Origin of the sequence: Microbacterium sp. LTA6 (genome assembly GCF_045690355.1) — a bacterium.
Lineage (GTDB): Bacteria > Actinomycetota > Actinomycetes > Actinomycetales > Microbacteriaceae > Microbacterium.
This window is the reverse complement of the sequence record NZ_CP147855.1, coordinates 2,993,732-3,011,922: the sequence shown is the minus strand read 5'-3', so window position 1 is coordinate 3,011,922 and position 18,191 is coordinate 2,993,732. Positions and strand designations below refer to the sequence as shown.

General features: G+C 65.7%; 19 protein-coding genes. 9 read left to right on the top strand and 10 right to left on the bottom strand.

Annotated features, from left to right (window positions below; translation table 11 throughout):
- Positions 1–11 precede the first annotated feature (11 nt).
- A complete protein-coding gene (locus LTA6_RS14260) occupies positions 12–452 on the bottom strand; it encodes a MarR family winged helix-turn-helix transcriptional regulator (RefSeq protein WP_407358147.1) in 441 nt (146 codons plus the stop codon).
- 46 nt (positions 453–498) lie between these two features.
- Between LTA6_RS14260 and LTA6_RS14255 the strand changes: the two genes are divergently transcribed.
- On the top strand, positions 499–741 hold the full coding sequence (locus LTA6_RS14255) for a hypothetical protein (protein ID WP_407358146.1): 243 nt from the start codon (positions 499–501) through the stop codon (positions 739–741).
- 3 nt (positions 742–744) lie between these two features.
- Here LTA6_RS14255 and LTA6_RS14250 read toward each other — a convergent pair whose 3' ends face one another.
- Complete coding sequence (locus LTA6_RS14250; RefSeq protein ID WP_407358145.1) at positions 745–1,077, bottom strand: TfoX/Sxy family protein; 333 nt, start codon at positions 1,075–1,077, stop codon at positions 745–747.
- A gap of 21 nt (positions 1,078–1,098) precedes the next feature.
- Positions 1,099–3,171, bottom strand: a complete 2,073-nt coding sequence (gene uvrB, locus LTA6_RS14245; RefSeq protein WP_407358144.1) for an excinuclease ABC subunit UvrB — start codon at positions 3,169–3,171, stop codon at positions 1,099–1,101.
- A gap of 66 nt (positions 3,172–3,237) precedes the next feature.
- Between uvrB and LTA6_RS14240 the strand changes: the two genes are divergently transcribed.
- Positions 3,238–3,846 carry a DUF4126 domain-containing protein gene (locus LTA6_RS14240; RefSeq protein WP_407358143.1) on the top strand — a complete coding sequence of 203 codons (609 nt, stop codon included), beginning with the start codon at positions 3,238–3,240 and terminating at the stop codon, positions 3,844–3,846.
- A 49-nt stretch (positions 3,847–3,895) separates the two neighbouring features.
- Here LTA6_RS14240 and LTA6_RS14235 read toward each other — a convergent pair whose 3' ends face one another.
- The 5 genes from LTA6_RS14235 to rpsA form a co-directional block, all read right to left on the bottom strand.
- On the bottom strand, positions 3,896–4,441 hold the full coding sequence (locus LTA6_RS14235) for a hypothetical protein (protein ID WP_407358142.1): 546 nt from the start codon (positions 4,439–4,441) through the stop codon (positions 3,896–3,898).
- A gap of 232 nt (positions 4,442–4,673) precedes the next feature.
- Positions 4,674–5,465 (bottom strand): GNAT family N-acetyltransferase, encoded by a 792-nt coding sequence (locus LTA6_RS14230; protein ID WP_407358141.1) that lies wholly within the window; start codon positions 5,463–5,465, stop codon positions 4,674–4,676.
- 62 nt (positions 5,466–5,527) lie between these two features.
- Complete coding sequence (locus LTA6_RS14225) at positions 5,528–6,745, bottom strand: MFS transporter (RefSeq protein ID WP_407358140.1); 1,218 nt, start codon at positions 6,743–6,745, stop codon at positions 5,528–5,530.
- On the bottom strand, positions 6,742–7,341 hold the full coding sequence (gene coaE, locus LTA6_RS14220; protein ID WP_407358139.1) for a dephospho-CoA kinase: 600 nt from the start codon (positions 7,339–7,341) through the stop codon (positions 6,742–6,744). The genes LTA6_RS14225 and coaE overlap by 4 nt, the downstream gene beginning before the upstream one ends.
- A gap of 138 nt (positions 7,342–7,479) precedes the next feature.
- Positions 7,480–8,934 (bottom strand): 30S ribosomal protein S1, encoded by a 1,455-nt coding sequence (rpsA, locus tag LTA6_RS14215; protein ID WP_341974397.1) that lies wholly within the window; start codon positions 8,932–8,934, stop codon positions 7,480–7,482.
- 231 nt (positions 8,935–9,165) lie between these two features.
- Between rpsA and LTA6_RS14210 the strand changes: the two genes are divergently transcribed.
- From LTA6_RS14210 to LTA6_RS14200, 3 genes are read left to right on the top strand one after another with little or no spacing between them, the layout of a single operon-like run.
- Positions 9,166–9,705 (top strand): hypothetical protein, encoded by a 540-nt coding sequence (locus LTA6_RS14210; RefSeq protein WP_407358138.1) that lies wholly within the window; start codon positions 9,166–9,168, stop codon positions 9,703–9,705.
- 44 nt (positions 9,706–9,749) lie between these two features.
- The gene (locus tag LTA6_RS14205) at positions 9,750–10,517 is read left to right on the top strand and encodes a hypothetical protein (protein ID WP_407358137.1); all 768 of its coding nucleotides are present in this window, start codon (positions 9,750–9,752) and stop codon (positions 10,515–10,517) included.
- A 39-nt stretch (positions 10,518–10,556) separates the two neighbouring features.
- A complete protein-coding gene (locus tag LTA6_RS14200) occupies positions 10,557–11,486 on the top strand; it encodes a 5'-3' exonuclease H3TH domain-containing protein (protein WP_407358136.1) in 930 nt (309 codons plus the stop codon).
- Positions 11,487–11,510: 24 nt separating this feature from the next.
- Here the strand turns inward: LTA6_RS14200 and LTA6_RS14195 are convergent, their stop codons facing one another.
- Both LTA6_RS14195 and trpD read right to left on the bottom strand, forming a co-directional pair.
- Positions 11,511–12,497 (bottom strand): PHP domain-containing protein, encoded by a 987-nt coding sequence (locus LTA6_RS14195; RefSeq protein WP_407359288.1) that lies wholly within the window; start codon positions 12,495–12,497, stop codon positions 11,511–11,513.
- A 7-nt stretch (positions 12,498–12,504) separates the two neighbouring features.
- On the bottom strand, positions 12,505–13,569 hold the full coding sequence (gene trpD / locus LTA6_RS14190; RefSeq protein ID WP_341974393.1) for an anthranilate phosphoribosyltransferase: 1,065 nt from the start codon (positions 13,567–13,569) through the stop codon (positions 12,505–12,507).
- 277 nt (positions 13,570–13,846) lie between these two features.
- Here trpD and LTA6_RS14185 point away from each other — a divergent pair, with 277 nt between their 5' ends.
- The 4 genes from LTA6_RS14185 to LTA6_RS14170 are packed head-to-tail and all read left to right on the top strand — an operon-like array spanning position 13,847 to position 18,134.
- Positions 13,847–14,380: a heme-copper oxidase subunit III gene (locus LTA6_RS14185; protein WP_407359287.1), complete on the top strand. Its 534-nt coding sequence runs from the start codon at positions 13,847–13,849 to the stop codon at positions 14,378–14,380.
- A 20-nt stretch (positions 14,381–14,400) separates the two neighbouring features.
- Positions 14,401–15,204 carry a cytochrome c gene (locus LTA6_RS14180; protein WP_341974391.1) on the top strand — a complete coding sequence of 268 codons (804 nt, stop codon included), beginning with the start codon at positions 14,401–14,403 and terminating at the stop codon, positions 15,202–15,204.
- 36 nt (positions 15,205–15,240) lie between these two features.
- Positions 15,241–16,323, top strand: coding sequence for a Rieske (2Fe-2S) protein (locus tag LTA6_RS14175; RefSeq protein WP_341974390.1), 1,083 nt, complete (start codon positions 15,241–15,243; stop codon positions 16,321–16,323).
- Positions 16,320–18,134: a cytochrome bc complex cytochrome b subunit gene (locus LTA6_RS14170; RefSeq protein WP_363547385.1), complete on the top strand. Its 1,815-nt coding sequence runs from the start codon at positions 16,320–16,322 to the stop codon at positions 18,132–18,134. The genes LTA6_RS14175 and LTA6_RS14170 overlap by 4 nt, the downstream gene beginning before the upstream one ends.
- Positions 18,135–18,191: the final 57 nt, after the last annotated feature.

The window sequence follows — 18,191 nt, the reverse complement described above, 5'->3', positions numbered from 1 at the left end:
GCGCATCGCGATCACACTCCTTCGGTGCGCCCCGCGAACCGCGCGACGCCGTCACGCAACGTCGCGACTTCATCGACATTCATCCCCACCGCCGACATCACCTGCTGCGGTACATCAAGGGCGCGCTCCCGCAGTGCCCGCCCGGAATCGGTGAGCGTGATGTCGAGACGACGTTCGTCGCCGGCGCTGCGCTGCCGGGTGACGAGTCCTTCCTTCTCGAGTCGTTTCACGAGCGGCGATGCGGTGGCGGGCTCCAGCGCGAGGTCGGCTGCGAGATCGTTCAACGCGCGAGGAGAGCGTTCCCACAGCGCCAGCATCACGAGATATTGCGGATGCGTGAGACCGAGGGGCTCGAGGATCGGCCGATAGATCGCGACGACGTTGCGCGCCGCCGTCACGAGCGCGAAGCAGAGCTGGTTCTCCAGCCGGAGCAGATCATCAGAGGCCGTCACGAGAGATGATCTTACATCCGCCCTAATAGTTAGTACACTAATGAACATGACCAAGGACACCGACCGCGAACCTCTCCGCACGCGCATCCGCGAAGCCGGCGGGTTCTACGCATGGTTCAATTCGAATCTGGTGCGCCTGGCCGGGCCTGCGTCCGTCGGCCCCTACGAGAAGACACCGCCGCCGACCGCAGCTGAGCGCGCGGAAAGGGCGTGCCCCCTCTGCGGCGCCCCGATGACGGAGCACGAGATCGACCGTTCCGGCCCGAAACCACTGATGCACTGCCCGTAGGAGTCAACTCAGCGTCGCGCTGTCCTCCCTCGCGGCGTCGAGCCAGAACATCAGCGCATCATCGTCTTCGATCGCACTCGGCGCGACATCCAGCCAGTTCGGGCTCATGGTTCGCGCCCCCATGACCGCCGGGGTGGCACCGGGCTGAGTCAGAAATGCCGCGCCGTGCTCGGTGGTGACACGAACGAGCAGGACACCCCCCTTGCGCGCCCCGACGAGGATCCGACCCTCGACCAGGAAGGCGCGGCTGCCGAACATGCGGCGCTCCTCCAGCGCGACGTCGGCGCTCAGCAGAGCGCGGATGCGATCGGCGAGCTCGTTCCCCGCGTCATCCATGTGGGTCAGCTCCGCTCGCGATCAGGCATGTCCGGCGCGTTCCATCGCGCGCAGTTCCTTCTTCATGTCCTGCACCTCGTCGCGTAGACGCGCTGCGAGTTCGAATTTGAGTTCCCCGGCAGCGGCGAGCATCTGGTCGGACAGGTCTTGGATCGTGGCTTCCAACTGCTGAGCACCCTCGGCTGCGATGCCGGTGCGCCGCAGGTTCGGCGTCGGCGATTTGCCCTTGCCGGTTGCACGCCCGCGCTTGGACATCATCTCTGCGGTGTCGGCGCCCTCTCTGGCGAGCACCTCGGTGATGTCGGCGATCCGCTTCCGCAGCGGCTGCGGGTCGATGCCCCTCTCCAGGTTGTACGCCACCTGCTTCTCGCGGCGGCGATCGGTCTCATCGATCGCCTTCGCCATGGAATCGGTCATCTTGTCGGCATACATGTGCACCTCGCCCGACACATTTCGTGCGGCGCGGCCGATGGTCTGGATCAGCGACGTTCCCGAACGGAGGAAGCCCTCCTTGTCGGCATCGAGAATCGCGACCAGCGAGACCTCAGGAAGGTCGAGGCCCTCACGGAGCAGGTTGATGCCGACGAGTACGTCGTAGACCCCGGCACGCAGCTCGCTGAGAAGCTCGACGCGACGCAGCGTGTCGACATCGGAATGCAGGTAGCGCACGCGCACACCATGTTCGCCGAGGAAGTCCGTCAGTTCTTCGGCCATCTTCTTCGTCAGCGTCGTGACGAGGATGCGCTCGTCACGCTCGACGCGCAGACGGATCTCCTCGAGCAGGTCATCGATCTGCCCCTTGGACGGCTTGACGATGATCTGCGGGTCGACGAGACCGGTCGGGCGGATGATCTGTTCGACGATGCCGTCGGCGATCCCCATCTCATACTTGCCCGGGGTAGCGGAGAGGTAGACGGTCTGCCCGATCCTGTTCTTGAACTCGTCCCAGCGCAGAGGCCTGTTGTCCATCGCACTCGGCAGCCGGAAACCGTGCTCCACCAGCGTGCGCTTACGCGAGGCGTCACCTTCGTACATCGCCCCGATCTGCGGCACGGTCACGTGCGACTCGTCGATCACCAGCAGGAAATCGTCGGGGAAGAAGTCCAGCAGCGTGTGCGGCGGCTCACCAGGTGAGCGGTTGTCCATGTGTCGCGAGTAGTTCTCGATCCCGGAGCAGAAGCCCAGTTGCTGCAGCATCTCCAGATCGAAGGTCGTGCGCATCCGCAGACGCTGCGCCTCGAGGAGCTTGCCCTGTCGCTCGAACTCGGCGAGGCGATCAGCCAACTCCGCCTCGATCGTGCCGATGGATCGCTGGATCACATCGGTACTGGCGACGTAGTGCGAGGCCGGGAAGATCGGCACCGCATCGAGCTTCTCGATGACTTCACCGGTCAGCGGATGCAGGGAGTACAGCGCCTCGATCTCATCGCCGAACAACTCGATGCGGATCGCGCTCTCCTCGTAGACGGGGATGATCTCGATCGTGTCGCCGCGCACCCGGAAGTTGCCGCGGGAGAAGTCCACATCGTTGCGGTTGTACTGCATCGAGATGAACTGCCTGATCAGCGCGTCTCGGTCGTATCGCTCCCCCACCTGGAGTGCGACCATCGCGCGGAGGTACTCCTCCGGCGCCCCGAGACCGTAGATGCAGGAGACCGTCGACACCACGACGACATCGCGGCGCGAGAGCAGCGAGTTGGTCGTGGAGTGCCGCAGTCGCTCGACCTCGGCGTTGACGGAGGAGTCCTTCTCGATGAATGTGTCGGTCTGCGGTACGTACGCCTCGGGCTGGTAGTAGTCGTAATAGGAGACGAAGTACTCGACCGCATTGTTCGGCATGAGCTCGCGAAACTCGTTGGCCAGCTGAGCCGCGAGCGTCTTGTTGTGCGAGAGCACCAGCGTCGGACGCTGCACCTGTTCAATGAGCCACGCCGTGGTCGCGGACTTTCCCGTGCCGGTGGCACCCAGGAGGACGACGTCGGTCTCACCGGCATTGATCCGTGCGGCGAGGTCGGCGATCGCCGCGGGCTGGTCGCCCGCCGGCGCGTACTCGCTGATGACCTCGAAAGGACGGACACTGCGCGTGGGTTGCATGATCCCAGCTTACGAGTGGGCTCCGACACTGGGCTCTGAGATTGACGCCCCGCTTAGAGTGGTGGCGTGATCGAGTTCATCATCGGCTCCAGCCTGGCCGCATCTGCTGGTCTCAACGCGTGGATGCCCCTGTTCCTGCTCGGCCTTGCCGACCGCCTGCTGCCGGCGATGGCGTTGCCTACCGGCTGGTCGTGGCTGTCCAGCGACGTCGCCCTCTGGATCCTCGGAGCCCTCCTGCTGCTGGAGATCGTCGCCGACAAGATCCCGGCGCTCGACTCCGTGAATGACATCGTGCAGAGCATCATCCGCCCGGCTGCCGGAGGTATCGCCTTCGGGGCGGGATCCGGAGCGCAGACGGTCGCCGTCGCCGATCCTGCGTCGTTCTTCACCGACAACACCTGGGTGCCTGTCGTCGTCGGCATTGCGATCGCCCTCGTCGTTCACGTGGTCAAGGCGACTGCGCGCGTCGCGGCGAACGCCACGACCGGCGGGCTGGCGGCTCCGGTGCTCAGCACCGCCGAAGACGGCGCATCGTTCCTCCTCGCGGCGCTGGCGATCATCGTCCCGATCGCCGCCGGTGTCGCCTTGATCGCTCTGATCATCGGCGTCGTCGTGCTTCTTCGCCGCAGGCGTGCCCGCCGTGCCGCCGATCGTGGCGAGCAGGCCGTCGGCTAGGAACGCGAAAGCGAGCCGTCCCGGAAGGAACGACTCGCTCGGCGTCTGCTCAGGCCGGGCCGACGAGCGCGCCGGTGCCGGACGCAGGCTGGATCATGAGCGGCGCCACCGTGAAGTCGGCGTTATAGGCGAGCGCCGACACAGTAATGCTGTTCGTCGCCGCGACCTGTCCGTTGAAGTACAGCGACGGTCCCTGGACGAATCCTTCACAGGTGGAATCCGTGGCTACGTGGCGGATGGTGACGCTCGTCGCGGTCGCGCCGGCGACGACGGTCCAGCCCAAGCCCTGAACGATGAGGTTCGAGATGTCGAAAGGCGCGGCGTTGGTAGACGTCAAGGTGATCTCGTGCACCAGCGCGGTGACGATGTCAGACGACGTCATGCCCGGGTAGCAGTCGAACTGCAACGCCCCGATGTTCACGTTGATGCTGGAGATGTCGACCGACGATGCGTAAAGCGGACCGAGGTTCGTTCCGACCTCCGGCAGGCTTGCGGCTGCCAGGGGCATGGACGCTGCAACGGCGATGACGGGTATCGACCACGCAGCGCCCTTGACGACCGTGCGACGCGACAGCTGGGACTTGTTATCTACCACTTTGGACTCCTCGTTTGCGTGCGGACGTGGGTCAGCGCACAGCAAGACACCCGCGATGGACAGCCACATTCGCCGAAAACCACGGGCGCATCATTGCGCGCACCGAGAACGGTTGCTGACACCGCAGACGCGGAATCCCCAGAATTACATTCTCCCCGCCGCCAGATTATCAATCACGAAGGGGTCGGGTCAAATTGTGAATGATACGTACAAACCCACCGACTGCCGTTGTTCAGCGTGCCAGCTTCGTCCACACGTACGGAGTCGTCGTCGAGACCTTGACTAGCCCGGAGCGCTCCAGGATCGGTCTTGAGAACTCCGTGCAATCCGACTGCAGGTACTTCTTGCCGCGGGCGAGAGCGGATCGCGCCCGCTGCGCGGTGAGTGCGCGATAGATGCCTCGACCGCGCCACTCGGGCAACGTGGCGCCGCCCCAGAGGCCCGCGAACTCGGTGCCTTCGACGGGCTCGAGCCGCCCGGCGCTCACCACTCGTCCGCTGTCGAGGGCGATCCACAGCTCCACCGTGTCGTCCTCGTGCACGCGACGCAGCGTCGTCTCCGCTCTCGTCCGCCAATCCGGGTCCTCGAACACCGTCCCCTGCATCTCCTCCATCGCCCAGACATCGGCGTCGCTGCGCGTCCGGCGGATCTCGACGCCTTCCGGCACTGCCACGTCATGTGCGAGCAGCACGGCCTCGCCGATCATGATCGACTCGGGATCCTCAGCGATGAATCCACGCGATAGGAGCGCCTCATGCAGTCCTGGAGCGTGATCGTGCCCGCGCGTCTTCCACTCGACCGATGTCGTGCCGGGCAGAGCGCGGAAGTGCTCGATGGCCGCGTCGACGAGTTCCCCGATCCTCTGCGCATCTGCTCCCCCGAGATCGGCATAGCTGATGAAGCCGCGTCCACCGGGAAAGACTGACAGACGCAGCGGCCCGTGCATCACGGTGTCGAGGGCGTGTACGGACTCGGAATCCGTGCGGAGCTGATCGTCGTACGCGGCGAGATAGCGCTTGTGCATCAGGCAACCTTTTGCAGAATGGGCCCTTGGACGCACATCGGGCTCGAACCTCTGTGCGTGCGTCAGACGCGCCCGGAAGGGACGGCGCGCAACCCGACCACGGCGACGAGGGCGGCGACCGCGCACATCCCCACGACCAGAAGCACGAACCAGGTCCATCCTTCGTGACCGAACACGAGACCGAGCCCCCATCCGAAGAGGCTCGACCCGGCGTAGTAGCCGAAGTAGTACAGAGACGACGCCTGGGCGCGGCTCTCCGCGGCCGCGGCCGCGGGTGCCCAGCCGGATGCAACGGCATGAGCGCCGAAGAAACCGGCGGTGAAGAGCACCAGACCGACGAGCACGACGGCAGCGACCGGCACCAGCATCAGAACCGCACCGCAGGATGTCAACGCGATCGATCCGAGCAGCACCGGATATCGCCCGTGCCGCGACGCGAGCGACCCCGCCAACGGCGAGGAGGCGGTTCCGGCGAGATAGGCCAGGAACAGCGATGTGATGAGCCATGCCGGCAGCAGGAATGGCGCTGCCGAGAGATGGAAGCCGAGGTAGTTGTAGACCGCGACGAACGCGCCCATCAGCAGGAATCCCTGCGCGTACAGCGCCAGCTGTGCTGCGGACCGCAGCGGCACCAGGAGGGTCGTGAGGATGCTGGGACCGTCATCGTGCATCCGACGGGGCACGAAGCCGCGCGCCCGCGGCGTGAGCCAGAGGAACAGCGCAGCCGCCACAGCACAGAGCGCCGCCACAGCCCAGATACCTGCCCGCCATCCCGCCGCTTCGCCCACCACTCCGGAGAGGATCCGACCGACGAGTCCGCCGACGGTGGTACCCGCGATGTAGCTTCCCGCTGCCGCCGCCGCATGACGCGCGCCGACTTCCTCACTCAGGTACGCCAACGCGACCGCCGGAACAGCACCGAGCGCAATCCCTTCGGCGAAGCGCAGCACGAGCAGAGCCCCGATCTCCGCGCTCAGCGGAGCGCACAGGCCGAGCGCCGTCGCCGCCAGTACGCCGATGCCCATCGCGCGGATCCGGCCGATGCGATCCGCGACCATTGACCACGGGATCACCGCGGCGGCCAGTCCGAGTGTCGCCGCCGAGACGCTCAGCGCGGCAGCGGCCGGGGTGATGCCGAGATCATCGGCGATCGCCGGCAGCACCGCCTGCGGCGAGTACAACTGCGCGAACGTCGCGATACCGGCGAAGAAGAGGCCCGTGATGAGGCGCCGGAAGGAGGGCGATCCCGGCGCGTGCCCGGAGAAGGATTCCGCGCTCACTGGGCACGGACCCGCTCCCAGAGGGCATCGGTCTGGGTCCGCGTCTCCTCGATCGTGCCGGCGGTGTCGATCACGACATCGGCGATCGCAAGACGCCGATCGTCGGACACCTGTGCGTCGATCCGCTCCTGGGCCGATCGCTCATCCATGCCGCGCAGTTCGACGAGCCGGCGCAGCCGCTCTGCGACCGGGGCGTGCGCGACGACGATGAGGTCCCAGGGATCGTCGACGCGCGCCTCGACGAGCAGCGGCACGTCGTACACGACGACTGCTGACGGGTCGGCGGCCTGCGCTTCCTCGAACCGGCGCTGCGATTCGGCGCGGACCGCCGGGTGCACGATCCCGTTCAATCGGGCGAGGAGCTCTGAGTCACCGAAGACCTTCGCGCCGAGGGACGCGCGATCGAGCGCGCCCTCCGCGGTGATGACGCTGTCACCGAAAGCCTCCGCGATCTGCTGGAGCACGGGAGATCCAGGGGCCTGGACGTCTCGGACGATCTGGTCGGCGTCCACGATGATCGCTCCGTGGTCTGCCAGACGCCTCGCGATGGTCGACTTTCCGGACGCGATGCCGCCGGTGAGTGCGATGAGAGGCATGCTTCCATCCTGGCACGCGAGTCGCCGGCATCCGCTCTGGCCATCCCGTCTTCTGGATCGGTCATCGAAAGCCTCCGGTCCTGGAGACGCGAAACGGGCCGCCACCCGAAGGTGACGGCCCGTTTCTGAGCGTTATGCTTACGCGTTGCCGCCCGAGAGCTTCTCGCGCAGAGCAGCGAGAGCCTCGTCGTCGGCGAGGGTGCCAGCACCGGTCGCCTCGCTGGAGAACACCTGTCCACCGAAGTCGGCGCCGGCCTCTGCCTCAGCCTCGGCCGCCTTGGTGACCTGAGTCTTGTGAGCCTCCCAGCGAGCCTGGGCTGCAGCGTACTCCTGCTCCCATGCCTCGCGCTGCGAGTCGAAGCCGTCCTTCCAAGCACCGGTCTCGGCGTCGAAGCCCTCCGGGTACTTGTACTCGCCGTTCTCGTCGTACTCGGCGAGCATGCCGTACAGCGCCGGGTCGAACTCGGTGCCGTTGGGGTCGACCGACTCGTTCGCCTGCTTGAGCGAGAGCGAGATGCGGCGACGCTCGAGGTCGATGTCGATGACCTTGACGAAGACCTCTTCGCCGACCGACACGACCTGCTCGGCCAGCTCGACGTGCTTGCTGGAGAGCTCGGAGATGTGGACGAGGCCCTCGATGCCGTCTGCGACGCGAACGAACGCACCGAACGGAACGAGCTTGGTGACCTTACCCGGCGTGACCTGACCGATCGCGTGGGTACGGGCGAAGACCTGCCACGGGTCCTCCTGCGTCGCCTTCAGCGACAGGGAGACACGCTCGCGGTCGAGGTCGACCTCAAGGATCTCGACGGTGACCTCCTGGCCAACCTCGACGACCTCGGAGGCGTGCTCGATGTGCTTCCAGGACAGCTCGGAGACGTGCACGAGGCCGTCCACGCCGCCCAGGTCGACGAACGCACCGAAGTTGACGATCGAGGACACGACACCCTTGCGGACCTGACCCTTGTGCAGGTTGTTCAGGAACGTGGTGCGCGACTCCGACTGCGTCTGCTCGAGCAGCGCACGGCGGCTGAGCACGACGTTGTTGCGGTTCTTGTCGAGCTCGAGGATCTTCGCCTCGATCTCCTGCCCGAGGTACGGCGTGAGGTCGCGGACGCGGCGCAGCTCGATGAGCGAAGCCGGAAGGAAGCCACGAAGGCCGATGTCGACGATGAGTCCACCCTTGACGACCTCGATGACCGTACCGGTGACGACGCCGTCGTTCTCCTTGATCTTCTCGACATCTCCCCAGGCACGCTCGTACTGTGCGCGCTTCTTGGAGAGGATCAGACGGCCTTCCTTGTCCTCCTTCTGGAGAACAAGAGCCTCGACCTCGTCGCCGACCTTGACGACCTCGTTGGGGTCGACGTCGTGCTTGATGGAGAGCTCGCGCGAGGGGATGACACCCTCGGTCTTGTAGCCGACGTCCAGCAGAACCTCATCGCGGTCGATCTTGACGATCGTTCCTTCGATGATGTCGCCGTCGTTGAAGAACTTCAGGGTCTTCTCGACCGCGGCCAGGAAGTCCTCAGCAGATCCGATGTCGTTGATGGCGACCTGCTTGGTGGCCGGGGCGGTCGTTGCGGTAGTCATGTAGTGGGTTGTCCTTGTGAATGGAACTCGGGCTGGAAGATGCGGCCGCGCACGGCCGAAATCATGCTTCGCAGCGAATGGATTGGATTGCTCGTCACGAGCGCGCGCGTATGCACGCCACGAGTGACAGTTCAGATTATCAGAAGATCGGGTGCCGCGGGACTCGAGCCTCACCGCCAGTCCTGTGGATAACTCTGACGGATGCGGAAGCATTCGGGCTAACGTGTCGGGGTGACTCTCGTACGGACTGCGTCGACTCCCCTGGCCGCCCTCGGCGTGCTCGTCTTGTCTGCCGCAATGCTGGTCGGATGCTCCCCTCAAGCGGAGCCGACACCGACCCCGACCGCGGCCTTCGCCTCGGAAGAGGAGGCTTTCGCGGCGGCGGAGGAGACGTATCGGGCTTACCTTGAGGCGTCTGCAGCCCGCGCGGACGGGATCGGGGAAGCAAACCCCGAGCGCTACCTCTCCGGCGCCGCCCTGGAAAGCGACATTCAAACGCAACGCGAGCTCGTAGACGCTGGCCTCAAGATTGTCGGGGCAAGCACTATTCACGACTTCGTGGGTCTTGGTGCAGACTTCAACGCGAGTGTTGCAGACATCAGTGCGGAGATCTGCGTTGACATCAGTGCCTCTCGGGTCCTGGACAAGGACGGGTCCGATGTCACTCCGCCCAATCGACCAGAGCGCGGAAATGTCAAGGTCGTCTTCTCAGGAAGTAAAGAACAGCTTCTAATCTCAAGCACCGAACCAGCGGAAAGTTCAACGTGTTAGCGGCGATTGTTCTGGCAGCGCTCATCAGTTCGTCCCCAGTTCCCTTGACTGCACCCACTTGCGATCTGGCGGTATTGCAGCTCTACGGCTTCTGTCCGAGCGTCGACAACAATGGCAGCGAAGTCGGCGTCGGCGGCGAGCAGACCACCCCCGGCACCGACCCCGTCTTCAACCCCGACGATGATTCGGGTGAAGAATCCGAGTCCTCCCCGCCGCCGAAGGAACTCGACTTCGAGACCTGCCTGCGCAGCTGGAGTTTCATCGAGTGCTTCCGAAGCGCCGAGGAAGCAGAAGAAGCTCCCGCCGAAGAGAACGTGGCTCCGGGTGTCCGACCGATCACGATCACCGACCTCGCTCAGTTCGCCCCGACGCCCGCCACCCTCACCGGAGAACCCGACAACGTCGGCATCGCCGGCATGCCCACCAACTTCGTCACCACCGCATCCATCACCACGCAGTCCGGCACACTGTTCGGCCGATCGCTCTCCGTCCGATTCACCCCGATCGCATACGACTTCCAATACGGCGACAATTCCTCCACCACGACCACCACCGGCGGAGCGTCCTGGGCGGACCTCGGTCAAGCGCAATTCACGCCCACCCCGACAAGCCACGTCTACCAGGACCGTGGAACCTATCCCGCCGACGTCGACGTCCGCTACACCGCAGAGATCGACTTCGGCACCGGATGGTTCCCCGTCAGCGGAGAACTCACCACCGACGGTCCTGTCCAACAGATCCGTATCTTCGAAGCGCACACCGCCCTCGTCGCGCATACCTGCACCGAGAAACCCGACTCCCCCGGTTGCTGATCCCGCGCAGGTGTCGGAACCGAGTGCCAGACTGTCCCCATGACCCGCGCCGACCGCCTGATGCTGCTCGACACCGCCAGCCTCTACTTCCGCGCCTTCTACGGTGTTCCCGACAAAGTGAAGGCGCCGGACGGCTCCCCCGTCAATGCGGTGCGCGGCCTGCTCGACATCATCGCCAAGCTCGTCACCCTCTATGAACCGACGCACGTCGTCGCCTGCTGGGATGACGACTGGCGACCGCAGTGGCGAGTCGACCTCATCCCGAGCTACAAGACGCACCGCGTCGTCGAGGTCGTCGCCGACGCTCCTGACGTCGAAGAGGTGCCAGATCCGCTCGAAGCGCAGATCCCGCTGATCCGTCAGACGTTGACGGCGCTCGGCATTCCGATCATTGGAGTCACGGAGCACGAGGCCGACGACGTGATCGGCACCCTCGCGACCCGCGCGACGATCCCCGTCGACATCGTCACCGGAGACCGCGATCTGTTCCAGCTCGTCGACGATGCCCGCGACATCCGGGTCATCTATACGGCCCGTGGCATGAGCAACCTCGAGATCGTCACCGACGCGACCGTGGTCGCCAAGTACGGGGTCCTCCCCTCTCAGTACGCCGACTTCGCCACGATGCGCGGCGATGCCTCCGACGGCCTTCCCGGTGTGGCCGGCGTGGGCGAGAAGACCGCGGCCACACTCCTCCAGACGCACGGCGATCTCTCCGGCATCCGCACCGCCGCAGCCGCCGGCGAAGGCATGAGCGCCGGCGTCAGCGCGAAGATCCTCGCAGCCTCCGACTACCTCGACGTCGCCCCGACCGTTGTGGAAGTCGCGAGGAACCTCGACATCGCCGTCCCAGGCATCGCGCTCCGCATGCTCGACCCGACCGAGGCGGACGCCGCCACGGCGCTGGCCGAGCAGTGGAACCTCGGCACGTCGATGTCTCGCGCCGTCGCCGCGGTGTCCGTGATCTGACCCGGCGGCCTCACCGCGCCATCTTCACTCCGCCCAGGCGAGTAGCCTCTCCAGACCCCACGTCGTCACGATGCGCGCAGCCGGGATCCCGGCGCGCTCCGCGCGTTCGGCACCATGATCGAGCAGCGACAGCTGCCCAGGGGCGTGCGCATCGGAATCGATCGAGAACAGGCATCCGGCATTCATCGCCAGAGCGATCAGGTCATCCGGTGGGTCCTGCCGCTCTGGGCGTGAGTTGATCTCCACGGCCACACCGTTCTCAGCGCAGGCCGCGAAGACCGCCGTCGCGTCGAACTGCGATTGCGGGCGCGTGCCGCGCTCCCCCTGAACGAGACGGCCCGTGCAATGGCCGAGGACGTTCACCCTCGGATGCGACACCGCCGCGATCATTCGCGCCGTCATCGCTTTCGCATCCATGCGCAACTTGGAATGGACGGATGCCACGACGATGTCGAGCTCGCCGAGCAGCGTGTCCTCCTGATCCAGCATCCCGTCCTCGAGGATGTCGACCTCGATGCCGGCGAGAACCCGGAATCCCTCGCCGGACTGCGCCCGCACGAGCGGTATCTGCTCGCGGAGCCGCTCAGCGGAGAGCCCACGCGCGACGCGAAGCCGCGGCGAGTGGTCGGTGATCGCCTGGTACTCGTGACCGAGGGCGCGCGCCGCCTCGGCCATCACGGCGATCGAGGTCGTTCCATCCGACCAATCCGTATGCGCGTGCAGGTCACCGCGCAGCGAAGATCGCAGTGCCGAGATGCGCTCCGGTTCCACCTCGCCGCGCAGTTCGACCAGATAGTCAGGCACTTCGCCGGCCTGCGCCTGCCGGATGACCGCGAATGTGGACTCTCCGATCCCCTTGCTCGCCCGTAGCCGCGCCGGATCGTTGCGCACCTCTTCGGTCAGCCCCTGCAGCGTGGCTGCAGCCTGGCGGAACGCCTTGGCCCGATAGCGCGACGCCCGTTCGCGCTCCAGCAGAGTGGCGATCTCCAGGAGTGCGGCGACGGGATCCATCATGCGCCTAGGCGGAGGCGAGCTCTCGGCTGACCGCGACCCATTCATCGAGCTTGGCGGCGGCGCGACCATCGTCAACGGCCTCCGATGCGCGCTCGTACCCCTCGCGCAACCGCTCCAGGATCGGCCGCTGCACCTGCGTGGCATCCTGCGACAGCTCGAATGCGACGATGCCGGCAGCCGCGTTCAGGAGCACGATGTCGCGCACCGGCCCCGGCGCCCCGGTCAGCGTGTGGCGCAGCACCTCGGCGTTGTGCTGCGGGGACCCCCCGATGAGATCGGACAGCTCGGCGAGAGGGATGCCCAGGTCGCGCGGGTCCAGATCGTGCTCGTGGATGTCTCCACGGGTCACCTCCCAGATCCTGCTGTGACCCGTAGTGGTGAGCTCGTCGAGCCCGTCATCACCACGGAAGACGAGAGCCGTCGCCCCCCGGGTGCGGAACACGCCGGTGATCAGCGGCACGCGCTCGAGGTGAGCCACTCCGACGGCGTTCGCTTCAGCTCTGGCCGGGTTGCAGAGCGGACCGAGCATGTTGAAGACCGTCGGAACGCCGAGCTCGGAGCGCACAGTCGCCGCGTGCCGGAAGCCGGGGTGGAAGGCCGCCGCCCACGCGAACGTGATGCCGGTGCGGTCGAGGGCGGAGGCCACCGCCGCTGGATCGAGGGAGAGTTCGAGTCCGAGCGCCCCGAGCACGTCGGAGGACCCCGAGGCCGAACTCGCTGCTCTGTTGCCGTGCTTGACCACCGGAATGCCGGACGCACCGATGATGATCGCTGCCGTCGTCGACACGTTCACGGTACCGACCCGGTCTCCGCCGGTACCGACGATGTCGAGCACGTTCGGAGACACCGGCAGCGGCACGGCCGACTCCAGGATCGCATCGCGGAACCCGACGATCTCGTCGACGGTCTCACCCTTCGCGCGGAGTGCGACGAGGAACCCTGCCAGCTGCGCCTCAGTCACCTTGCCCTGCATGATCTGGCGCATCGCCCACGTCGACTCCCAGACACTGAGATCACGACGCTCCAGAAGAGAGGTGAGCATGTCGGACCAGGTCAGCGAATCAGCCATGTCAGCGATCCTATCCGCGCGCATCGACGTCGACGCCGAGATGACGGCCGCCAGCATCCGCTGTTTCCCGCCGATTCACCGACGATTCGCAGTATCTTCTTAGGGTTGCCTAAGTCCCTGGGAGGCAAAAACAGGGCTGTCGGTGCAAGAATCACCCCCTCGGATCGGCCATAATGGAAGGGTGACGACCTCAGCGACGTATGCCCCGGCGGCGAGAACGATCAAGCGGCCCAACCCGGTAGCTGTCGGCACCATTGTGTGGCTCGGCAGTGAGGTGATGTTCTTCGCGGGACTCTTCGCGATCTACTTCACGCTCCGCAGCACCTCACCCGAATTGTGGGCTGAGCGGACAGAGCTGCTGAACGTTCCGTTCGCGTTCATCAACACCGTGATCCTGGTCCTCTCCTCCGTCACCTGCCAGATGGGCGTCTTCGCCGCCGAGCGGCTTCAGCCGTACACGACGAAGAAGCGCGGCATGCTCGGCTGGGGAATGGTCGAGTGGTTCTTCCTGACATTCGCGCTCGGCGCGGTCTTCGTCTCAGGCCAGGTGTGGGAGTACGCACAGCTCGTCGCTGAGGGCATGCCCATCAGCGCCGACTCGTACGCGTCTGCCTTCTACCTGACCACCGGCTTCCACGCCCTGCACGTCACCGGCGGGCTCATCGCCTTCCTGCTCGTCATCGGCCGCGCCTACGCCGTCAAGAACTTCGGGCACAAGGAGGCGACCTCCTCGATCGTCGTGTCGTATTACTGGCACTTCGTCGACGTCGTCTGGATCGTCCTGTTCGCCGTTATCTACTTCCTGAAATAAGAGCGGAGCTGATCCCCGAGATGGCACGAGAGAAGAAGCGTCGCTCCAGCGGTCGTCGCAGCCCGATCGCTGCGGCCGCGCTCATCGGAGCAGGCCTGATGATCACGGGCGCTGTGTACGCCGGTGCGTCGGCCGCATTCGCCGCCACCGACACCCAGGCGGCCGCGTCCACCCAGCTGACCGTGGAGGACGGCGAGAAGCTGTTCACCGCGAACTGCGCCACCTGCCACGGCCTCGACCTGCAGGGCACGCCCAATGGTCCGAGCCTGTACGGCGTCGGCGAGCTCGCGGCCGAGTTCCAGCTCGCCACCGGCCGGATGCCGCTGCAGATGCAGGGCCCGCAGGCTCCGCAGAAGAAGCCGCAGTTCACCGAGGACCAGATCAAGGCGATGGCGTCGTACGTCCAGTCGGTCGCTCCCGGTCCGACCTACCCCGATGAGCACCTGCTCGACGGTGAGGGCGACGTCGCGAACGGCGCCGAGCTGTTCCGCGTCAACTGCGCGATGTGCCACAACGTCGCCGCCGCCGGTGGCGCCCTGACCGAGGGCAAGTACGCCCCCGCTCTGACCGAGACCAGCGCGCTGCACATGTATGCGGCCATGGTGACCGGTCCGCAGAACATGCCGGTCTTCGGCGACATGAACCTGTCCGACGAGGACAAGCGCGACATCATCTCCGCCCTGCTCTTCCAGCAGCAGGCCGTGCAGATCGGCGGAGCGACACTCGGCTCGCTCGGACCGGTCTCCGAAGGTCTGTTCATCTGGATCTTCGGCATCGGCGCGCTCGTCGCCATCACCGTGTGGATCACGGCGAAGTCCAACTGACGCTTATTCATCGAAGAGGAACGTACGAGGAGCACCATGGCACACGACGACGACACGCAGGCTCTTGACAGGGCCTACCAGCCCTCTCCGGGGCTGGGCGTCGCAGTCAGCGACCCCGTGCAGAACCCGGGGCTGCCGCCGCACCGGGAGCGGATGACCGACAAGGATCCGCGCGCTGAGAAGAACGCGGTGCGCACGGTCTACTCGCTGTTCTACCTCTCGCTCGCGGGCAGCATCTGGGCGGTCGCCGCTTACATGCTGTTCCCGATCGAGAGCGGCGCGCTCATCGACATCCGCAACAACAATCTCTTCATCGGACTCGGCATCGCGCTCGCGCTGCTGGCTCTCGGTATCGGCGCGATCCACTGGTCGAAGGCGCTGATGTCCGACAAGGAGTTCATCGAGTACCGCCACCCCACTCGGGGCAAGGATTCGACGCGCGAGGCGGCGATCAAGGCTTTCGCCGAGGCGAACGAGGAGTCCGGCTTCGGACGTCGTTCGATGATCCGCAACTCGTTGATCGCCGCTGTCGTGGCATCGATCATCCCCGGTGTGACGCTGTTCCGCGGCCTGGCCCCGCACGCCGGCACCGACCCGGAGCACCCGCACGTCGGCGACCCGGTGGCGCTGCTGAAGCACACCATGTGGGACAAGGGGATGCGCCTCGCTCGCGACCCCGACGGAACTCCGATCCGTGCAGCCGATGTCACCCTCGGCTCCGCCTTCCACGTCATCCCGGAAGAGCTCGCCGAACTCAGCCACCACGATGGCTACCTCGAGGAGAAGGCGAAGGCGATCGTCCTGCTCATGCGCCTGCGGCCCGAGCAGCTCATCGAGGCCGATGACCGCAAGGACTGGTCGTACGACGGCATCGTCGCGTACTCCAAGGTCTGCACCCACGTCGGCTGCCCTGTCGCACTGTACGAGCAGCAGACGCATCACCTGCTCTGCCCCTGCCACCAGTCGCAGTTCGACGTCACCGACCACGCCAAGGTCATCTTCGGCCCGGCGGCTCGTCCGCTTCCACAGCTGCCGATCATGGTCGACGACGAGGGCTACCTCGTCGCACGCAGCGACTTCAAAGAACCCGTCGGCCCGAGCTTCTGGGAGCGCCATTGAGCACTGCAACGCTGTCCAAAGAGGACAAGGACAACAAGGCACCGCTCGGCGGCCGCTTCGTCGGCGCTGCGTCGAACTACATCGATGAGCGCACCAGCCTCTCCGGTTTCGTCAAGGAACTCGGACGCAAGATCTTCCCCGACCACTGGTCGTTCATGCTCGGCGAGATCGCGCTGTGGAGCTTCGTCGTGGTGTTCCTCTCCGGAACCTTCCTGACGTTCTTCTTCCAGGCCTCGATGGTCGAGACCCACTACACCGGTGCCTACGCGCCGATGCGCGGTATCGAGATGTCCGCGGCCCTCGAGTCGTCGCTGTACATCTCGTTCGACCTGCGCGGTGGCCTCCTGGTCCGCCAGATCCACCACTGGGCCGCACTCGTCTTCGTGGCCGGCATCGGCGTGCACATGCTGCGCGTCTTCTTCACCGGTGCGTTCCGCAAGCCGCGCGAGCTCAACTGGGTGATCGGCTTCGTGCTGTTCGTGCTGGCGATGGCAGAGGGCTTCACCGGCTACTCACTCCCCGACGACCTGCTCTCGGGCAACGGTCTCCGCATCATCGACGGCATGATCAAGGGCATCCCGCTGATCGGCGTCTGGACCTCGTACATCCTCTTCGGCGGCGAGTTCCCTGGCACCGATATCGTCGGTCGCCTGTACACGCTGCACATCCTGCTGCTGCCGCTGCTGGTCATCGGACTGATCGTGGTGCACCTGATGCTGATGGTCATCAACAAGCACACCCAGTTCGCCGGCCCCGGCCGTACGAACGAGAACGTCGTGGGCTTCCCGATGATGCCGGTCTACATGTCGAAGATGGGCGGATACCTGTTCATCGTGTTCGGCACGATCGTGTTGATCGCGACGTTCTTCCAGATCAACCCGATCTGGAACTACGGCCCATACGACCCATCCCCCGTGTCGGCAGGAACGCAGCCGGACTGGTACATCGGCTTCGCCGACGGCGCCCTGCGCCTGGCACCGTCGAACCTGGACCTCGTCCTCTTTGATCGCACCTTCTCGTTCGGCATCCTGATCCCGCTCGTGGCGCTGGGCCTGTTCATCGTCCTGGTGGCGATCTACCCGTTCCTCGAGGCGTGGGTCACCGGCGACAAGCGCGAACACCACATCGCTCAGCGTCCGCGCAACGCCGCCACCCGCACCGCCATCGGCGCGGCCGGCGTCATCTTCTACGCGGTGCTGTGGGCTGCAGCATCCTCCGACCTCATCGCGACGCACTTCATGCTCACGATGGAGGGAGTCATCCTCTCCCTGCAGATTCTGCTGTTCCTGGGGCCGATCCTCGGCTACTTCGTCACGAAGCGCATCTGCATCGCGCTGCAGAAGAAGGACCGCGAGATCGTGCTGCACGGCTTCGAGTCGGGCCGCATCGTCCGCCTTCCTGGTGGCGAATTCATCGAGGTGCACCAGCCGGTCGACAAGTACGACCGCTGGAAGCTCATCGATGTCGACGGCTACCAGCCGCTCGTCGTGCGCCCGAACGCGAAGGGCCGCATCCCGTGGACGGAGAACGTCCGCTCGTCGATCTCCCGCTGGTTCTACGAGGACCGGCTCGCTCCGCTCACGCAGGCAGAGGTCGAGGCGGCAGACGCGCATCAGCACCACGTCCTCGCACACGACGAGGAGATCGAGAACGCCGAGATCCAGGGTGCGCACGAGCGCGCCGGAGCACCGGATGCCCCTCTGGTCGCGACCGAGGATCACATCGGCGAGACGCCGAACACCCCGAGCACGGTGATCGCCACCGAGCCGGTGAAGAAGCCTCGCAAGAAGAAGTCGGAGGAGGGCGAGTAGTTCGCCGCTCCCCCACGAGGAAGGCCCTGTCGGTCGCTGAGATGCGAACCGACAGGG